The organism is Tateyamaria sp. GN1-10, from assembly GCF_055693845.1.
This window is the reverse complement of sequence record NZ_JBVFUR010000003.1, coordinates 200491-215073: the sequence shown is the minus strand read 5'-3', so window position 1 is coordinate 215073 and position 14583 is coordinate 200491. Positions and strand designations below refer to the sequence as shown.

The following is a 14583-nucleotide window of genomic DNA, read 5'->3' as shown; positions in this document are numbered from 1 at the left end:
GAACAACCTCTCCTATTGGATGGCGCCGTTTGTCCGTCGCCGATTCCTCTCAGGACTAAGCCAAGCAAGTTTAATATTCAAGTAAGTTGAGTTATTAAACTGGTTGAGTTAAAGCCGTGCCATGACCAGTTCCGATCTCCTGTTCGATTCAAGTCCCGGCGCCAACCCCGACCGGTCACGACTGCGAAACAGAAAGGCCGTGCTTGGCCAGATCAACAGTGCGGGCCAAATGGGCCGGGCCGCCATTGCGCGATCACTTGGTCTGTCCACCCAAGCCGTTAGCAACATCATCGCAGACCTCGAAGCCGAGGGACTGCTGGTTGAGCGCGGCGCACACAGCGCAGGGCGCGGCCTGCCAGCGGTCCAATACGCCGTGAACCCGGAAGGCGGCTTCGCACTGGGGGTCGAGATCCGACCCGATGTCCTGTTGACCTCACTCGTCGATCTGGGCGGCCAGCCCCGGGCGACCAGACGACAGGTGCTAACCGATCTCGCACCGGACAAGATCGTGAGTGACGTTCTGCGCGTCCGCGACCAGATGCTATCCGAATGCGGTGTCAAACCCGACCGTTTGCTGGGCGCCGGGATCGTGATGCCCGGCCCTTTTGGCGCAACTGGCCTGTCCGGTCAGGCATCCGACCTTCCGGGCTGGCAAACGATTGATGTGCCCGCGCTGTTTGGCGAGGCCCTCGAACGGGCTGTTATTGTCTCAAACGACGCCAATGCCGCCGCGATGGCCGAACGGTTCGGCGCAGCACAAGGCCTGACAGATTACGCCTTTCTCTATTTTGGCGCGGGCCTTGGCCTAGGCTTCGTACACCATGGGCAGTTGGTCGAAGGCGCCTTTGGCAACGCCGGAGAGATTGGCCACTTACCAGTCATGACCGAGCGCGGATTGAAGCCGTTGGAGCAGATGGTCAGCCGTGTTTCCGCCCAATCCGCCTTGGCCGCGCATGGGCCCCTCGACATCGACGCGCTGGACCAGCTGTGCAATGCAGCAGACCCTGACTTGATGCACTGGCTTGGAACGGCATGCGACGCACTTGGGCAGGCTTTGGGCGTGATCGAAAACTTGTTCGATCCGCAAACTGTGATCCTTGGTGGAGCAATGCCGGCGTCGATCCTGGACCATCTTGCGCAGGAAACACCCCTGCCCCAGCTGTCCGTATCTAACCGGCCAGATGCGACCCTGCCCCGCCTGCAATGCGGCACGTCCGGGCGCATGACAGCGACCTTTGGCGCCGCCGCCTTGATCCTCAACCGCGCCTTCACGACGCAGACGACCGCCCTTTGAGAAAGGCCACAAACGTGCCGTTGTCCGATCAGTCCCGCATCCTGCGCCACAGCCTTGCACCACGCATCGTGGCACTTCACCGCGCCCTAAGCCGCCTTCAGACCGTTGTGTCGTTCATGAACTCAGGCGCGCATCCGGATGACGAAACCTCCGACATGCTCGCGGCACTTGGTGTGCGGGACGGGATCGACATCAGCTACGCCTGCTCTACGCGTGGCGACGGCGGCCAGAACGATATCGGCACGGAATCCGGCGCGGCCCTTTGCGTCCTCCGCACGGCCGAGATGGAGCGCGCGGCAGATGTGCTGAACCTGCGGCTCTACTGGCTTGGCCAGTCCCCTGACGATCCGATACGGGATTTCGGGTTCTCAAAATCCGGAGAAGAGACGCTGCAGCATTGGGGCCGCGACCGCACCCTGCGGCGGTTCGTCGAAATTGTGCGAACGGAACGCCCCGACATCCTCTGCCCCACCTTCCTTGATGTGCCCGGTCAGCATGGTCATCACCGCGCGATGACCGCCGCCGCACACGACGTCATGGCGCTTGCAGCCAATCCCTCTTTCGAAACGGAACACGCCCCCTGGCAGATCGCAAAACTGTATCTGCCTGCTTGGTCCGGTGCAGGGCAAGCCTATGATGACGATCTGCTCCCGCCCCCCAAAACACTGACGGTGCTTGGCGGGCGCGACCCGATCGCTGGCTTTTCCTATGACCAGATCGGACAACAAAGCCGTGCGTTTCACCTGACCCAAGCCATGGGTCGCTGGGTTCCGCCCGGGAAAACGCGGGACTGGCCCCTTCATCTGGCTCAAAGCCATGTAGCAGGACCAGATGAAGACCTTTCGTCAGGCCTGCCCGCAACCCTTGCAGATCTTGGCCTGCGCGACGCTCAGACGCATTTCGACGCTGCGCGCGCGGCCTTCCCTGACTTCGCGATCATTCAGGCTGAGACCGCCGCAGGTCTAGCCATGTTGCAAGCAGCAACTCTTGCGCCAGAATATGCGCACAAGGTCAATCGCAAGATCGCGCAAGCCGCAAAGGTGATCCAAATAGCCGCTGGTGTCGACGCGCATATCGCGACCAGCGCTGACATCATGACGCCCGGTGATACCACGAGGCTGTCCATGGCCCTCGATCCCAACGGTACAGAGTTTGAAACACGGGTCACCCTCCCCGACGGATGGCACCTCGACGGCGAAACACTGCACACGGAACACGCTGCCCCCAGCTCCGCGATGCCCGATGCATATCTTCCTGATGCGCCGACAGCACCGTTCGTTACCCTGAGCGTGCGCACGGGTAATGTGGTCAGCCAGACGCATCTCCCATTTGAAACCCCGCCACTGATCTTGCCCAGCCAGCGTGCCACGCTGGACCCAGTGACCGAGATTGTGAACCTGCGCACCCCACGTCGCAGCCTGTCGCTGACATTGCGCGCGCTCAGCCCCACGACGGCGAGTGCGGCGCTTACGGTGCCCAATGGCTGGACCGCCAAACGCAACAAAGCCGGGTTCGAGATCACTTTGCCCAACGATGAGGCTGTGGGGCGCTATACGATCCCCCTGACACTCGACGGCCAGCCGGCCCAGACTGCACAGATCATCCGTCATCCGCACATTCCACCGCGCGCGCTCACCGGCTCGGCAGAGATGGCAGTGCACGTGATTGATTGCGCAATTCCCAACGCAAAGATCGGGTATATCGGTGGCGGCAATGACCGCGTGGATCACTGGTTGGCCTGCGCCGGGTTCGACATCACGGCGCTGGACGATGAACAGATCACACCGGCAGGGCTTGCAGAGTTCGACGCCGTGGTGATCGGCATCTTTGCCATCAAGTTCCGTCCTGGCCTCGCGGACGCGATGCCCATTCTGCACGAATGGACTGCCGCCGGCGGCACACTTCTTACCCTGTACCATCGTCCATGGGACAACTGGGACCCGGACACGACACCGCCAAAACGGATCGAAATCGGTCAACCCTCGCTGCGCTGGCGCGTGACGGATCAAGCAGCGACCGTAACCCACCTGACCGATCATCCACTCCTTTCTCATCCCAACAATATCACCGAGGGCGACTGGAGGGGCTGGGACAAAGAGCGTGGTCTCTACTTCGCAAAGAGCTGGGACGACGCATACACACCCCTCCTGTCCATGGCGGACCCGGATGAAGCACCGCTGACCGGAGCGCTGCTGACGGCTGAGATCGGGAAAGGGCGCCACACCCACTGCGCCCTCATTCTGCACCACCAACTCGCACATGGAGTGCCGGGCGCCTATCGCCTTATGGCGAACCTACTTGCGCCGCGCTGAAGAGACCCCAGCCCGCAACCTCTCAGGTGGTGCATGGTTGATCGCCGATATGGCGCTCAACATCCTTGCGCTGACCATCGTGAAGGCGCTGGGGTTGGGCTACCCGGCCGTGCAGTTGGTCTTTCTGCGCGCAGGCACCGGCCTGATTGTTATGATCCCATTCCTTTGGCGCGATGGACAGACGTTCAAAGATGCTGATCGACTGCCACTCCATGCATTGCGCGTGGTGCTATCTGCGCTGGCCCTGACGACCAGTTTCTTTGCCATTGCCCGCCTGCCCTTTGCCCTGTTCACGGCCATAAGCTTCACCCGGCCCATGGTTACAATGGTTCTGGCACTTCTGTTCTTGAAAGAGGTTGTGCCCCACCGCCGCTGGTGGGCGGCGGGCGTTGCGTTTGTAGGTGTCTATATCGCCGTCGATCCAGCACTTGTGACACTGAACTGGGGCCTGCCCGCTGCCTTCATGACGGTCCTGTTCGGCACGTCCGCCATCATCCTGACACGCAAGCTTTCCGATACGCCAGTTCTTGTGATGATGACGTTCTACACCGGTGGACTGACCGTTCTGACCGCCCCATTCACCCTTGCAGTTTGGACACCGATTGCCCCGGATCATCTGCTTCCACTGCTTGCCATCGGCGTCTTTGCGCAAGCCGCACAGTTCTGTTTCCTACAAGCACATTTCCGCGCCGAAGCGGCCTTTCTATCCGTGCTGGGCTACCTCAGTTTGGTCTTTGCGACGGTCGTCGGCTACGTGATCTTCTCCGAAGTCCCTACCGTCGCATTCCTTGTTGGTGCGAGCCTCATCATCGCCCCGGCTGTGTGGACCACTCTGTCACGCTAGCTGTGCATGAGATCACTGACTACACAGCCACATTGACCCGAGTCTCCCCACGAAAGATGAAGCCCAGTGCAAGCGCAAACAACCCAAACTGCACACCTAGATAAAAGGTTTCCATCAAGACAAATGTGCTTGCGTTGGGAACATTCTGCTTTGCGACGAGTGCAAGCACATGGCTGGTCCAAAAGAACAGGCCCAAGAGACCGGCAAATTGAAATGCCCGAGGATAGCCGGTGCGGCGAACCTTGAACATCGGGTAGATGGCGGCCAACACTGCACCCTGGATGAACATGGTGGCGAACCCAATGGCGATATTTGGCTCGCCGTCGAAATAGCCAAAGGCCATGTACTTGTCCTTGAACAAAATCAGGTGCCAGACGATCGCCAGAGGAAAGACGATGATCGGGTAGATGACTGCGGCCAATACCTGTTTCTTCATCATTGTGACCTCACACGTCCTGTCCGCGTTTCCAGAGCGCCATCACGCTGCCTCCGGGATCACGGATAAAACTCGCGTCACCTGCTGGGCCCTTAACACCCTCAAAGAGGATCGATGCCCCGCTTTCGCGTGCACGTGCGACGGAAGTCTGCAAATCATCGACCTCAACATATGGCACCCAACCCGCAATATCGGGCATCTCCTCACACGCTGCGGCAAAAGGTTTGGTCTCCCCCTCACTGGTCAGAAAAGTCATCGACCCGATGTCCGAAGGCCGCCATCCAAACATGTCCTGCATGAACTGCACCGTGTCTTGGCGTTGCGCCGAGATGTTATCGAACCAGACGAAAGGTAATGGCATCACTCTACTCCACTTGCATTTTGCAAGTAACTGGTAGGCTGGATGCTTGCATATTGCAAGTGTTTTGTGATCATCTATAACTGCATCATGACATCAGCAGGCAAACCGGATTGGAACGGATGCCCGACGCGCTATGCGGCGGCAATTGTAGGGGACAAATGGTGCTTCCTGCTTTTGCGCGACGTCCTGCTGCACGGCAAACGCACATATCGCGAGTTTCTGGCGTCCCCCGAAGGGATCTCGACCAACATCCTGGCCAATCGCCTGGCCAAGCTTGAAGCCCTTGGCATGTTCACCCGCGAGCCGGACCCACGCAAAGCGAGCAGTGTCTGTTACTTCCCGACACAGAAGGCCAAGGATTTCCTGCCGGCACTGGTGACTATGATGGTTTGGGCAACGCAATATGATGACGTCACAGAAGCCCCCGCGTCTTTCGCGGCAAGCTATGCTGATGACCCAGCCGGCACAATTGCCTGGTATGAGGCCGAGATTGATCGGGTGGACCAGGCGTTAAGGCGCGGCTGACCGATTGGTCCACCAGTCATGCATCGACGTGAACACCGGTTCCAAAGCCAACCCATCCATGCTCGCTGAATACTCCACGCGTGGCGGAACCTCCGCATAGACCTTTCTGGTCACAAGCCCATCTGCCTCAAGCGCCCTAAGCTGGTTGGTCAACATCGTTTGGGTGATCCCATCAATGGATTTGCGCAATTCGCCGAACCGCTTGGTACCTTGAAAAATCAGAATCTGTAGAATCAGCAGCTTCCATTTCCCACCGATCATCCCGATCACAATCGGTGCAGGGCACGTCTTGTCACCAGAAACAGGCGTGTCCACCGGTGCCGTTACAGCCTCAGACATCAGTATTTCCCCAATAGTATCATTTTTGATAGTATATCAAAAATTCCTGCCTACTTTTCCAAACATACCAATGAAGCTAGGCCTGTGCAAATACGCAGCCTCAAAGGATATGCACCATGACAGTCGAATTCTGGACAGTGAGCGGGGCGCCAAGCCCCTGGCGCGCAGCGCTTGGTATGGCTTTCAAGGGCCTCGACTACGACGTTCACATGCTTTCCGCCGCACAAAAAGAGCACAAATCAGATACATACCTCGCGCTCAATCCCCGCGGCACAGTGCCAACTCTAACAAGCGGCGATCAAACGCTTGGTCATTCCATCGCCATCCTCGCGTGGCTGGATCGCACGCATCCCGGGTCACCTTTGTTTGGGGAAACGCCACAGGAAGCCGGGCAAATCTGGCAACGCACAATGGATGTCTTTGACTATTTGCCACCGGCGACCAGTGCGGTTCTGTCGCCAATCTTTTTCAATGGCGCTGCAGAAGCCACTGACGATTTATTGGCCGCCGCTGACACTCTGCGATCCGAATTGGGCCATTTGTCCGACATCTTGAGCGACGCGGCCTACCTGTCCGGGGCGCGGCCGGGAGCAGTGGACGCCGTTGCCTTTCCCCATGTTCGATTGATCCAACGGGCGACCGAGACGAAACCACAGATCATGCAAGACCTCGGGTTGCCCAATCTCCACGCGATCTCACCCAAAGTCGCAGATTGGGTGGCACGTATTGAGCAGCTGCCAAACGTGGCAGCGACCTTCCCACCTCATTGGACCGAAGCGTCGTAAGGAGCGAGACAGTGAACATGCAAAACTACCGGAAATCCATTGTTGTCACAGCGGACGCTACCGCGGCCTTCAATGCTGTCACGCACGGTGTCGAACACTGGTGGACGCGCCCGGATCAACCACTTCGACACCCAGGGGATCGGGCCAAGTTCTCCTTTCCGCCGGGTGTCTCATACTGGACCTTCGAACTGACCCACACGGACGACCCGTCACGGGTGGAATGGACCTGCGTGGACGCCCTGCATGTTCATGACGGGCAACCAAAAGCCATTGAAACCGAATGGCTGGGCACCAAGGTGATCTGGCGCATCAGCGAAGGAGCAGCAGGCACGAAGATCGAGCTTGAACACGATGGGCTCACTCCAAAGCTGCTATGCTACGACATCTGCGAAGCGGGTTGGGATATGTTCTTCTTGGAAAGCCTGAAGAAATATCTCGACAAGGGGCAAGGCGCACCGCATCCATCCTAAAAACCACTCTGCACACAGATCGGATCACGCGCGCAGAGGTTGGTGATGTGCCAAAGACCAACGCAAGACGTCATTCCGGCGACACGTCCTACCGATCGGTTCAGATCAGGGCTGAAACGCGGCTCAGATCAGAAGAAATGCGGATCATATCGGTCAATCGCGTCCGGCCAGATTCCAATGTTGAACCCGGCAGTCCAATAAGGTCAGCCGGGTCACTGATTGCCGACCTCAGCGCGTCATCAAGCGGGACACCGACCTGTTCGACAAGCGTTCGAATGGCCGTGGTCAGATCCAGATCGGCGCCCGCAAGTGTTCCATCAGCAAGGGTCAGGATACCGTCCTTGCGCCGGATGGGTCGGCCGCCCAATTCAAAAACCTCGTCGTCGGTCCCGGCAACGGCCATGGCATCGCTCACCAGGAACAGGCGGCCCGGCCCGGTCTTTGCCTCCCAGGCGGCACGCATGGTTTCCGGATGGACGTGAATGGCATCGGCGATCAGACCAGCAGACGCATGACCGGTGGCAAGCGTGGCCCCTACCAAACCCGGTTGGCGATTGCCCAGTTGGCTCATGGCATTAAAAAGATGCGTGGTGCAGCGGGCACCGTTGGCAAAGTATCGGCAGCAGGTATCAAACTCCGCATCGGTATGCCCCAACGAAACGACGACACCCGCAGCTGACAACGCTTTCACCTGCGTCTCCGTAACACTCTCGGGTGCGACAGTGACCATCAAGACCGGCAACGTACTCGCCGCAGCCAACAGAACATCCAGATCGTTCTGTTCCATCGGGCGGATTAGTGCGGCGTCATGGGCCCCCTTGCGCGCAACGGACAGGTGAGGTCCTTCAAGATGCAGCCCGACAATGCCGGGGACACCGTCGCGCACTGCATCGACCGATGCGGCAATTGCGGCGCGTGTCTTGTCCGCCGTATCGGTGATGAGCGTGGGCAAGAAAGCACGAACCCCAAGCCGCCGATGTGCTGATGCAATTATGCGAAGTGTGCCGACAGACGGGTCATCATTGAACATGATACCACCGCCGCCATTGACCTGGAGGTCGACATAACCCGGGGACAGAATATCCCCACCTAGATCGGTCTCGGAAACGTCGGCAGGCACGTCAACATCCGATCCAAAGGCCGTCAGGATGCCATCCTGAAACCTGACCGCGCCTGCCTTGTGCAAGGCTTCACCGTCAAAGACCTGAGTATTCCGATAGATTGTTGCGCCTTGGGTCATACCGTCTCGGTCACTTTGTTAAGGTGACGCGGCGCGTCGGGGTTGATGCCACGGCCAACCGCAACCGCCTCGACCATACCGTAGAATGACACGATTGCCGCCACCGGATCGGTCAGCCAATGCCCCGTCCGCACATGTGGCAACACTGTTGCACGTTTTGCACCTCGGGCCAGCGTAAAAACCTCCGCGCCCTTTTCAACAAGTGCGTCGGACGTTTGCGCAACACTGTCCTCGGCGGCGTCGCCTGCAGCGAAGGTAATAACCGGAAAACTTTGCCCGATGATCGAAACTGGTCCGTGAAACACTTCGGCAGAAGAATAGCTCTCTGCGTGAATGAGGCAGGTTTCCTTGAATTTGAGGGCGGCTTCGTTGGAGATTGCCCAAGAAGGTCCACGTCCCAGCGTAAATAGCGATGAACCGTCGATTGCGGCGGCGGCCTCTGACCAGTCACATCGTGCCGCGCCAGCAAGGTGTTCAGGAAGCGCATGGATCGCGGCGACAAGGTCGTGATCGCCCTTTGTCTCTGCAATCAACCACAGGCCCGCGACAAGGGACGTTACGAAAGTCTTGGTCGCCGCGACGCTGAGTTCCGGACCCGCATGTATGGGAAGTGTGATTTCCGAGGCCATGGCAAGGCGCGAGTTGTCGTTGTTGGTGATCGCAACCGTGAACGTACCATTCTTTCGAAGGCTTTCAGTCATGGCCACGATGTCTGGGCTTTGCCCCGATTGCGAAACAGCGATGCAAAGCGCGTCAGCCGCATCAAGATCCACGCCGTAGATCGAGCTGACAGAGGGGCCAACCGACGCCATTGGCCGTTTGAGGATCAGTTCGCTGACATATTTGAGGTAGGTGCATGCATGGTCCGACGATCCGCGCGCGACCGACAGTAAGAAGCGCGGGTCGAAAGCGCGCGCTCTTTCAGCGGCTGTGGCGACAGCACCGCCGCCCTCTGCCAAAAGACGCTCGACCGCCTCGGGTATCTCTAGGATTTCCCTGCGCATCTGTGTTGGTTCGGTAGACATGTGGGATGATCTTCCTCTTGTCACAAACGCAGCTCCGCAACGAAATCATAGGCGTCACCACGATAGAGCGAGCGGGTAAGTTCGGCGACCCGACCATTTTTCAGATATGATGTGCGTTCAATTTTCAACCCGGCAGCCCGATCAGCGACGCCAAGCAAGTCTGCCTCGGGGGCGTCGATGTTGATGGCCGAGATTTTCTGAACCGCACGGACAGGGCGCCGTCCGTGGCGCGCCAAAACCTGGTATAGCGACGTCTTGACCTCCAATGGGTTCGGCAAAATATCGAGCGGTAGCGAGGCGCGTTCCAACGCCATAGGGCGACCACCCGCCTCGCGCAGGCGATAAATGCGCGCGACCTCGTTCACGTCACCAAGGCCAAGCACCCGCGCTTCTTCCTCGGTGGGTGCAAAGACACCGCGTTCTAGCCATTTCGAGGTTGTGTCGAGGCCCCGATGCGACATGTCCTCGGTGAAAGAAGTCAGATGCGAAAGCGATTGCTCCATTCGCGCGACCGGTTCCCGAACAAACGTTCCTGATCCCTGACGTTGCTCCACCAACCCATCTTGAACCAGCGCCTGGATCGCCTTGCGCACGGTCACGCGCGACAAATCGGTGATGTCCGCCAACTCCCGTTCAGGTGGGAGCGAGGAGTTTGGCGGCAGAATGCCAGCATCAATACCCTCCTCCAACCGCCGCCTCAGCTGCACGTAACGTGGCCCACCATTGGCGGCCAGCCAACCATCCGGGAGAAGGAATTCAACGGTGCTCATCGGTGATCTCCCTTGCAAAATCCAACGCGAGGGACATCGCACCATCCAGTGGTTCTCCCTCACCGTTCGCCAAACAGGTGCGAAGGTCTTCGGGAAGGTAGGGCCCGTACTGGGGGCCAATGCCACCGGTCAAACACACCGGCACGCCAGCCTGCCATCCCAAATGACGGATCGCTCTGGCAACCTCATCACCTCCCCGAGACATGATCTTTAGCGCCAGAATGTCACCATCCGCCGCTGCATTGGTCACCTGCGGCGCCAGCTTGCCAAATTCCGAAGGGAGCGCTGCGCCTGCAAAACCAACAAGACCGGAAGCGCCATCGAATTCCGTCAGGATACGCTCGCTGAGAGGCGTAGTGGCGGTCCGACCATCAACGGTTTCAAGCGTTAGCCGAAGGGCCATGCGACCAACCCATTGCGCGGACGCCTCATCTCCCAGAACCGGGCCCCAACCACCAGCCAGCTTGATGTCACCACTGAACTGTGCGGCATAAAACGACCCGGTCCCGCAATGGGCGATGACACCATCTCGCTGGCCCAGCACTCCGCGCACGGCTGCGGGCCGATCGTCCGCGATCTCGAACAAGTCGAAACGGCAATGCCGCGCGTAGTCGGTCAGTGATGTCCGTCCCCGTAACACCTGCAAGACCAACAAAGGTCGGCGCGGCTGACAACTCCTCAACCGGTCGCGACATACGCTCGGCAAGGCTTTGAAGTCCCCGCACAACTTCACGAACCGCCCCGTCAAAATCTGTGGAAACATTAGCAGACCCGGTTTCAACCGAAACGACATACCCGTCCTCGAACGAGTTCATGCGGCAGCGCGTTCCACCACCGTCGATGGCAATAACAAGGGTGTCGTCCGATCTGCTCATAACAATGCCATTACAATACCTATTATAAAAAATAAAGGCCTAAATAGAACCAATAGCCCTATATTCTATAAGATTCTGCTGTAAATTGGAGGGTTAAGAAAATTCTGGACAAAAGGTATTATATAGGTATCTTTTTATGTAGATCGGAGGAATCGCATGCCCACGCCACGTACAGAAGCGCTGCACAACATGGCAGAAGGGCTCGACATGCGCCCACTGGCAGACGTGGCGGACGTGCTGGCCCGCGGGCAGATTTCTGCGGCTGAGGTTGTTCTGGCAGCGGCCCCAGCCATTGCCGACGGCGCAGTTGCAATGGCGAACACGATCCGGACGGGTGGCGTGCTACACTATGTAGCCGCTGGATCTTCGGGGTTGATGGCAGCCGCAGATGCACAGGAACTTGGCGGCACCTTCTCCATTCTACCTGCACAGCTGCGCATTCATATGGCGGGCGGCTTGCCTACCGGTGTCGAGATGCCCGGGGACACCGAAGACGCCACTGACAGCCTTCAGGATTCATTCGCGGACCTATCCACGCAGGACACGATCATCGCTGTCTCGGCCAGTGGCTCGACACCATACACACTTGCCGCCGCGCAGATTGCGCGACCGGCAGGCGCGACGATTGTGGCAATCGCCAACAACGTCGGGTCTGCTCTGCTCGATATCGCAGACCATCCAATCTGCCTTGCCACACCGCCAGAGGTGATTTCGGGATCAACCCGCATGGGCGCGGGTACGGCGCAAAAGATCGCACTCAATATGCTGTCAACGCTGATGGCGGTCGAGCTTGGCCACGTCCACGATGGGATGATGGTCAACGTGCACGCCGATAACATCAAACTTCGCGCTCGGGCGCGGTCCATTGTCTGCCGGATCGCGAATGTCGAACAAACCGCTGCCGAAACCGCGCTCGAGATGGCGCAGGGCGAGATCAAGCCAGCCGCCCTTATCGCCGCCACGGGCGTATCAGCGGACAAGGCACATGAAATTCTTCGAGAAACCGAAGGAAACCTGCGCGCCGCTTTGGCGCGAAATACCTGACTAAAAATCCTAGGGGAGGTCAAATATGACACGCAACACATTGAAGCTGGCGCTTGCAACGACAGCACTAGTGGCAACAAGCGCCCACGCGCAAGATACTACGCTGACCATTGAAAGCTGGCGCAACGACGACCTGAAACTCTGGCAAGACCAGATCATCCCGGCATTTGAGGCTGAAAACCCTGGCATCAAGGTTGAATTCAGACCCTCAGCACCAGCCGAGTACAACGCTGTACTCAACTCCAAACTGGATGCCGGATCGGCCGGTGACCTGATCACCTGCCGCCCCTTTGATGCGTCCCTGGCCCTTTATAACGCGGGTCATCTGTCTGACCTCAGCGACCTCGAAGCCATGTCGAATTTCTCGGATGTTGCCAAATCCGCGTGGCAGACGGACGATGGATCAGCCAGCTTTTGCGTTCCGATGGCAAGCGTCATCCATGGGTTTATCTACAACAAGGACGCCTTTGAAGAGCTTGGTCTAAGCGTCCCCGAAACAGAGGCCGAATTCTTCGCGGCCCTCGACACAATCAAGGAAGATGGCGGCTACATTCCGATGGCGATGGGCACAAACGACCAATGGGAAGCCGCGACAATGGGCTACAACAACATTGGTCCAAACTACTGGAAGGGTGAAGAGGGCCGTCTGGCATTGATCGCCGGTGAGCAGACCCTTACCGATCCGGAATGGATCGCGCCCTACGCCACCCTCGCCCGCTGGGGCGACTATCTTGGCGCGGGATATGAGGCACAGACCTACCCTGACAGCCAAAACATTTTTACATTGGGGCGCGCAGCGATCTATCCGGCAGGTTCTTGGGAAATTTCCGGCTTCAACACACAGGCTGATTTTGAGATGGGCGCGTTCAAGCCGCCAGTCCAGAACGCGGGCGACACATGCTATATCTCGGATCACACGGATATCGGGATCGGCATGAATGCTGCCACCGACAACCCGGAAGCTGCGCGAACGTTTCTGGCCTGGGTCGCAAGCCCGGAATTCGCAAGCATCTTCGGCAACGCGCTCCCGGGTTTCTTCCCCTTGTCGAAAACGCCCGTGGATCTGGAAGACCCGCTTGCCAAGGAGTTCGTGAGCTGGCGCGGGGAATGTGAATCGACCATCCGCTCCACCTACCAGATCCTGTCACGTGGCACGCCGAACCTCGAAAACGAGACTTGGGGTGCATCGGTTGCCGCCATCAAGGGCACCGCGACGCCCGAAGACCTTGGCCAGGGCCTGCAGGACGGTCTGGCAAGCTGGTACGAACCGCAGCAGTAACCTCCTGTGCTGCACAACCCCGGGCACGTCGAACGGCCCGGGGCCCTTTCCCGGAGTGAGATAAATGAAACAGGCCCGCATTCGCTGGCATATCCTCGTGTTCCTTGCGCCAGCCGTCTTTGTCTACACCGCCGTGATGATCTTTCCGCTCTTCAACACCTTGCGGCTCGCGCTTTACACCCGGGTCGATCAGGAGCGGGTGTTTGTGGGGTTAGAGAATTTCCGAACGCTGTTCTTTGACCCAATCTGGGCTGAACAGTTCTGGAATGCTCTGGGCAATAACTTCTGGTTCTTTCTGGTCCATATGCTGGTGCAAAACCCGATTGGCATCGCACTCGCTGCTCTGCTCAGTCACCCACGACTGCGCTTTGCCGCGCTCTACCGTTCAGCGATCTTTATTCCGACAATCCTGTCATTCGTCATCGTCGGTTTCGCATGGAAGCTGATCCTGTCACCGATTTGGGGCATTGCGCCCTCAATGCTGGATGCCGTGGGTCTCGGGTCGCTCTACGCCCCATGGCTCGGGAAAGAAGAATACGCACTCACCACACTGGCGCTTGTTTCGGTGTGGCAGTTCGTCGGCATACCGATGATGCTGATATACGCCGCACTTCTCACCATCCCTGAAGAAATCCTAGAAGCGGGTGAGGTTGACGGCATCACCGGCATGGCGGCCTTTTGGAAAATCAAGCTGCCGCTGATCCTGCCATCGATCGGGATCATCTCGATCCTGACATTTGTGGGCAACTTCAACGCCTTTGATTTGATCTATGCGGCGCAGGGTGCCTTGGCCGGGCCAGATTTCTCTACCGATATCCTGGGCACATTCATGTATCGCACCTTCTTTGGCTTCCAGCTTCAGTTGGGCGACCCACATATGGGCTCGGCCATCGCTGGCGCGATGTTTGCGATCATCCTCGTGGGTGTCTGCATCTACCTCTTTGGCATCCAGACGCGTATGCGCCGCTATCAGCTGTGAGGACA

The 14583-nt window shown here is 58.4% G+C and carries 16 protein-coding genes; 9 read left to right on the top strand and 7 right to left on the bottom strand.

The genetic code is table 11. From position 1 onward, the window contains the following. The first annotated feature begins 121 nt into the window (after positions 1–121). From ACZ1HN_RS01655 to ACZ1HN_RS01645, 3 genes are read left to right on the top strand one after another with little or no spacing between them, the layout of a single operon-like run. Entirely contained in the window at positions 122–1294 is a 1173-nt protein-coding gene (locus ACZ1HN_RS01655) for an ROK family transcriptional regulator (RefSeq protein WP_472726208.1), read from the top strand. A gap of 14 nt (positions 1295–1308) precedes the next feature. Beyond that, entirely contained in the window at positions 1309–3606 is a 2298-nt protein-coding gene (locus ACZ1HN_RS01650; protein WP_472726207.1) for a PIG-L family deacetylase, read from the top strand. Continuing rightward, positions 3593–4450, top strand: a complete 858-nt coding sequence (locus ACZ1HN_RS01645; protein WP_472726206.1) for a DMT family transporter — start codon at positions 3593–3595, stop codon at positions 4448–4450. The genes ACZ1HN_RS01650 and ACZ1HN_RS01645 overlap by 14 nt, the downstream gene beginning before the upstream one ends. Positions 4451–4469: 19 nt before the next feature. Here the strand turns inward: ACZ1HN_RS01645 and ACZ1HN_RS01640 are convergent, their stop codons facing one another. Together ACZ1HN_RS01640 and ACZ1HN_RS01635 are read right to left on the bottom strand one after the other, a co-directional pair. Further along, positions 4470–4889, bottom strand: a complete 420-nt coding sequence (locus ACZ1HN_RS01640) for a hypothetical protein (RefSeq protein WP_472726205.1) — start codon at positions 4887–4889, stop codon at positions 4470–4472. Between the two features lie 7 nt (positions 4890–4896). Continuing rightward, positions 4897–5247, bottom strand: a complete 351-nt coding sequence (locus ACZ1HN_RS01635) for a VOC family protein (protein WP_472726204.1) — start codon at positions 5245–5247, stop codon at positions 4897–4899. An 87-nt stretch (positions 5248–5334) separates the two neighbouring features. Between ACZ1HN_RS01635 and ACZ1HN_RS01630 the strand changes: the two genes are divergently transcribed. Beyond that, the gene (locus tag ACZ1HN_RS01630; protein ID WP_299604941.1) at positions 5335–5772 is read left to right on the top strand and encodes a winged helix-turn-helix transcriptional regulator; all 438 of its coding nucleotides are present in this window, start codon (positions 5335–5337) and stop codon (positions 5770–5772) included. Here ACZ1HN_RS01630 and ACZ1HN_RS01625 read toward each other — a convergent pair. Continuing rightward, positions 5758–6111 carry a winged helix-turn-helix transcriptional regulator gene (locus ACZ1HN_RS01625; protein ID WP_472726203.1) on the bottom strand — a complete coding sequence of 118 codons (354 nt, stop codon included), beginning with the start codon at positions 6109–6111 and terminating at the stop codon, positions 5758–5760. The genes ACZ1HN_RS01630 and ACZ1HN_RS01625 overlap by 15 nt on opposite strands. Before the next feature lie 116 nt (positions 6112–6227). Here ACZ1HN_RS01625 and ACZ1HN_RS01620 point away from each other — a divergent pair, with 116 nt between their 5' ends. Both ACZ1HN_RS01620 and ACZ1HN_RS01615 read left to right on the top strand, forming a co-directional pair. After that, a complete protein-coding gene (locus ACZ1HN_RS01620; RefSeq protein ID WP_299206262.1) occupies positions 6228–6896 on the top strand; it encodes a glutathione S-transferase family protein in 669 nt (222 codons plus the stop codon). A gap of 17 nt (positions 6897–6913) precedes the next feature. Then, positions 6914–7366, top strand: coding sequence for an SRPBCC family protein (locus ACZ1HN_RS01615; protein ID WP_472726202.1), 453 nt, complete (start codon positions 6914–6916; stop codon positions 7364–7366). 100 nt (positions 7367–7466) lie between these two features. Here ACZ1HN_RS01615 and nagA read toward each other — a convergent pair whose 3' ends face one another. The 4 genes from nagA to ACZ1HN_RS01595 are packed head-to-tail and all read right to left on the bottom strand — an operon-like array spanning position 7467 to position 11041. After that, positions 7467–8606, bottom strand: a complete 1140-nt coding sequence (gene nagA / locus ACZ1HN_RS01610) for an N-acetylglucosamine-6-phosphate deacetylase (protein WP_472726200.1) — start codon at positions 8604–8606, stop codon at positions 7467–7469. Continuing rightward, a complete protein-coding gene (locus ACZ1HN_RS01605) occupies positions 8603–9631 on the bottom strand; it encodes an SIS domain-containing protein (protein ID WP_472726199.1) in 1029 nt (342 codons plus the stop codon). Before ACZ1HN_RS01605 ends, nagA begins: the two co-directional genes overlap by 4 nt. Before the next feature lie 20 nt (positions 9632–9651). Continuing rightward, the gene (locus ACZ1HN_RS01600; protein WP_472726198.1) at positions 9652–10401 is read right to left on the bottom strand and encodes a GntR family transcriptional regulator; all 750 of its coding nucleotides are present in this window, start codon (positions 10399–10401) and stop codon (positions 9652–9654) included. After that, a complete protein-coding gene (locus tag ACZ1HN_RS01595) occupies positions 10388–11041 on the bottom strand; it encodes a glucosamine kinase nucleotide-binding domain-containing protein (RefSeq protein ID WP_472726267.1) in 654 nt (217 codons plus the stop codon). The genes ACZ1HN_RS01600 and ACZ1HN_RS01595 overlap by 14 nt, the downstream gene beginning before the upstream one ends. Before the next feature lie 391 nt (positions 11042–11432). Between ACZ1HN_RS01595 and ACZ1HN_RS01590 the strand changes: the two genes are divergently transcribed. The 3 genes from ACZ1HN_RS01590 (at position 11433) to ACZ1HN_RS01580 (ending at position 14578) form a co-directional block, all read left to right on the top strand. Then, positions 11433–12320 carry an N-acetylmuramic acid 6-phosphate etherase gene (locus tag ACZ1HN_RS01590; RefSeq protein ID WP_472726197.1) on the top strand — a complete coding sequence of 296 codons (888 nt, stop codon included), beginning with the start codon at positions 11433–11435 and terminating at the stop codon, positions 12318–12320. 25 nt (positions 12321–12345) lie between these two features. Beyond that, entirely contained in the window at positions 12346–13599 is a 1254-nt protein-coding gene (locus ACZ1HN_RS01585) for an ABC transporter substrate-binding protein (RefSeq protein WP_472726196.1), read from the top strand. Between the two features lie 64 nt (positions 13600–13663). Beyond that, on the top strand, positions 13664–14578 hold the full coding sequence (locus ACZ1HN_RS01580) for a carbohydrate ABC transporter permease (RefSeq protein WP_299773780.1): 915 nt from the start codon (positions 13664–13666) through the stop codon (positions 14576–14578). Positions 14579–14583 lie beyond the last annotated feature (5 nt).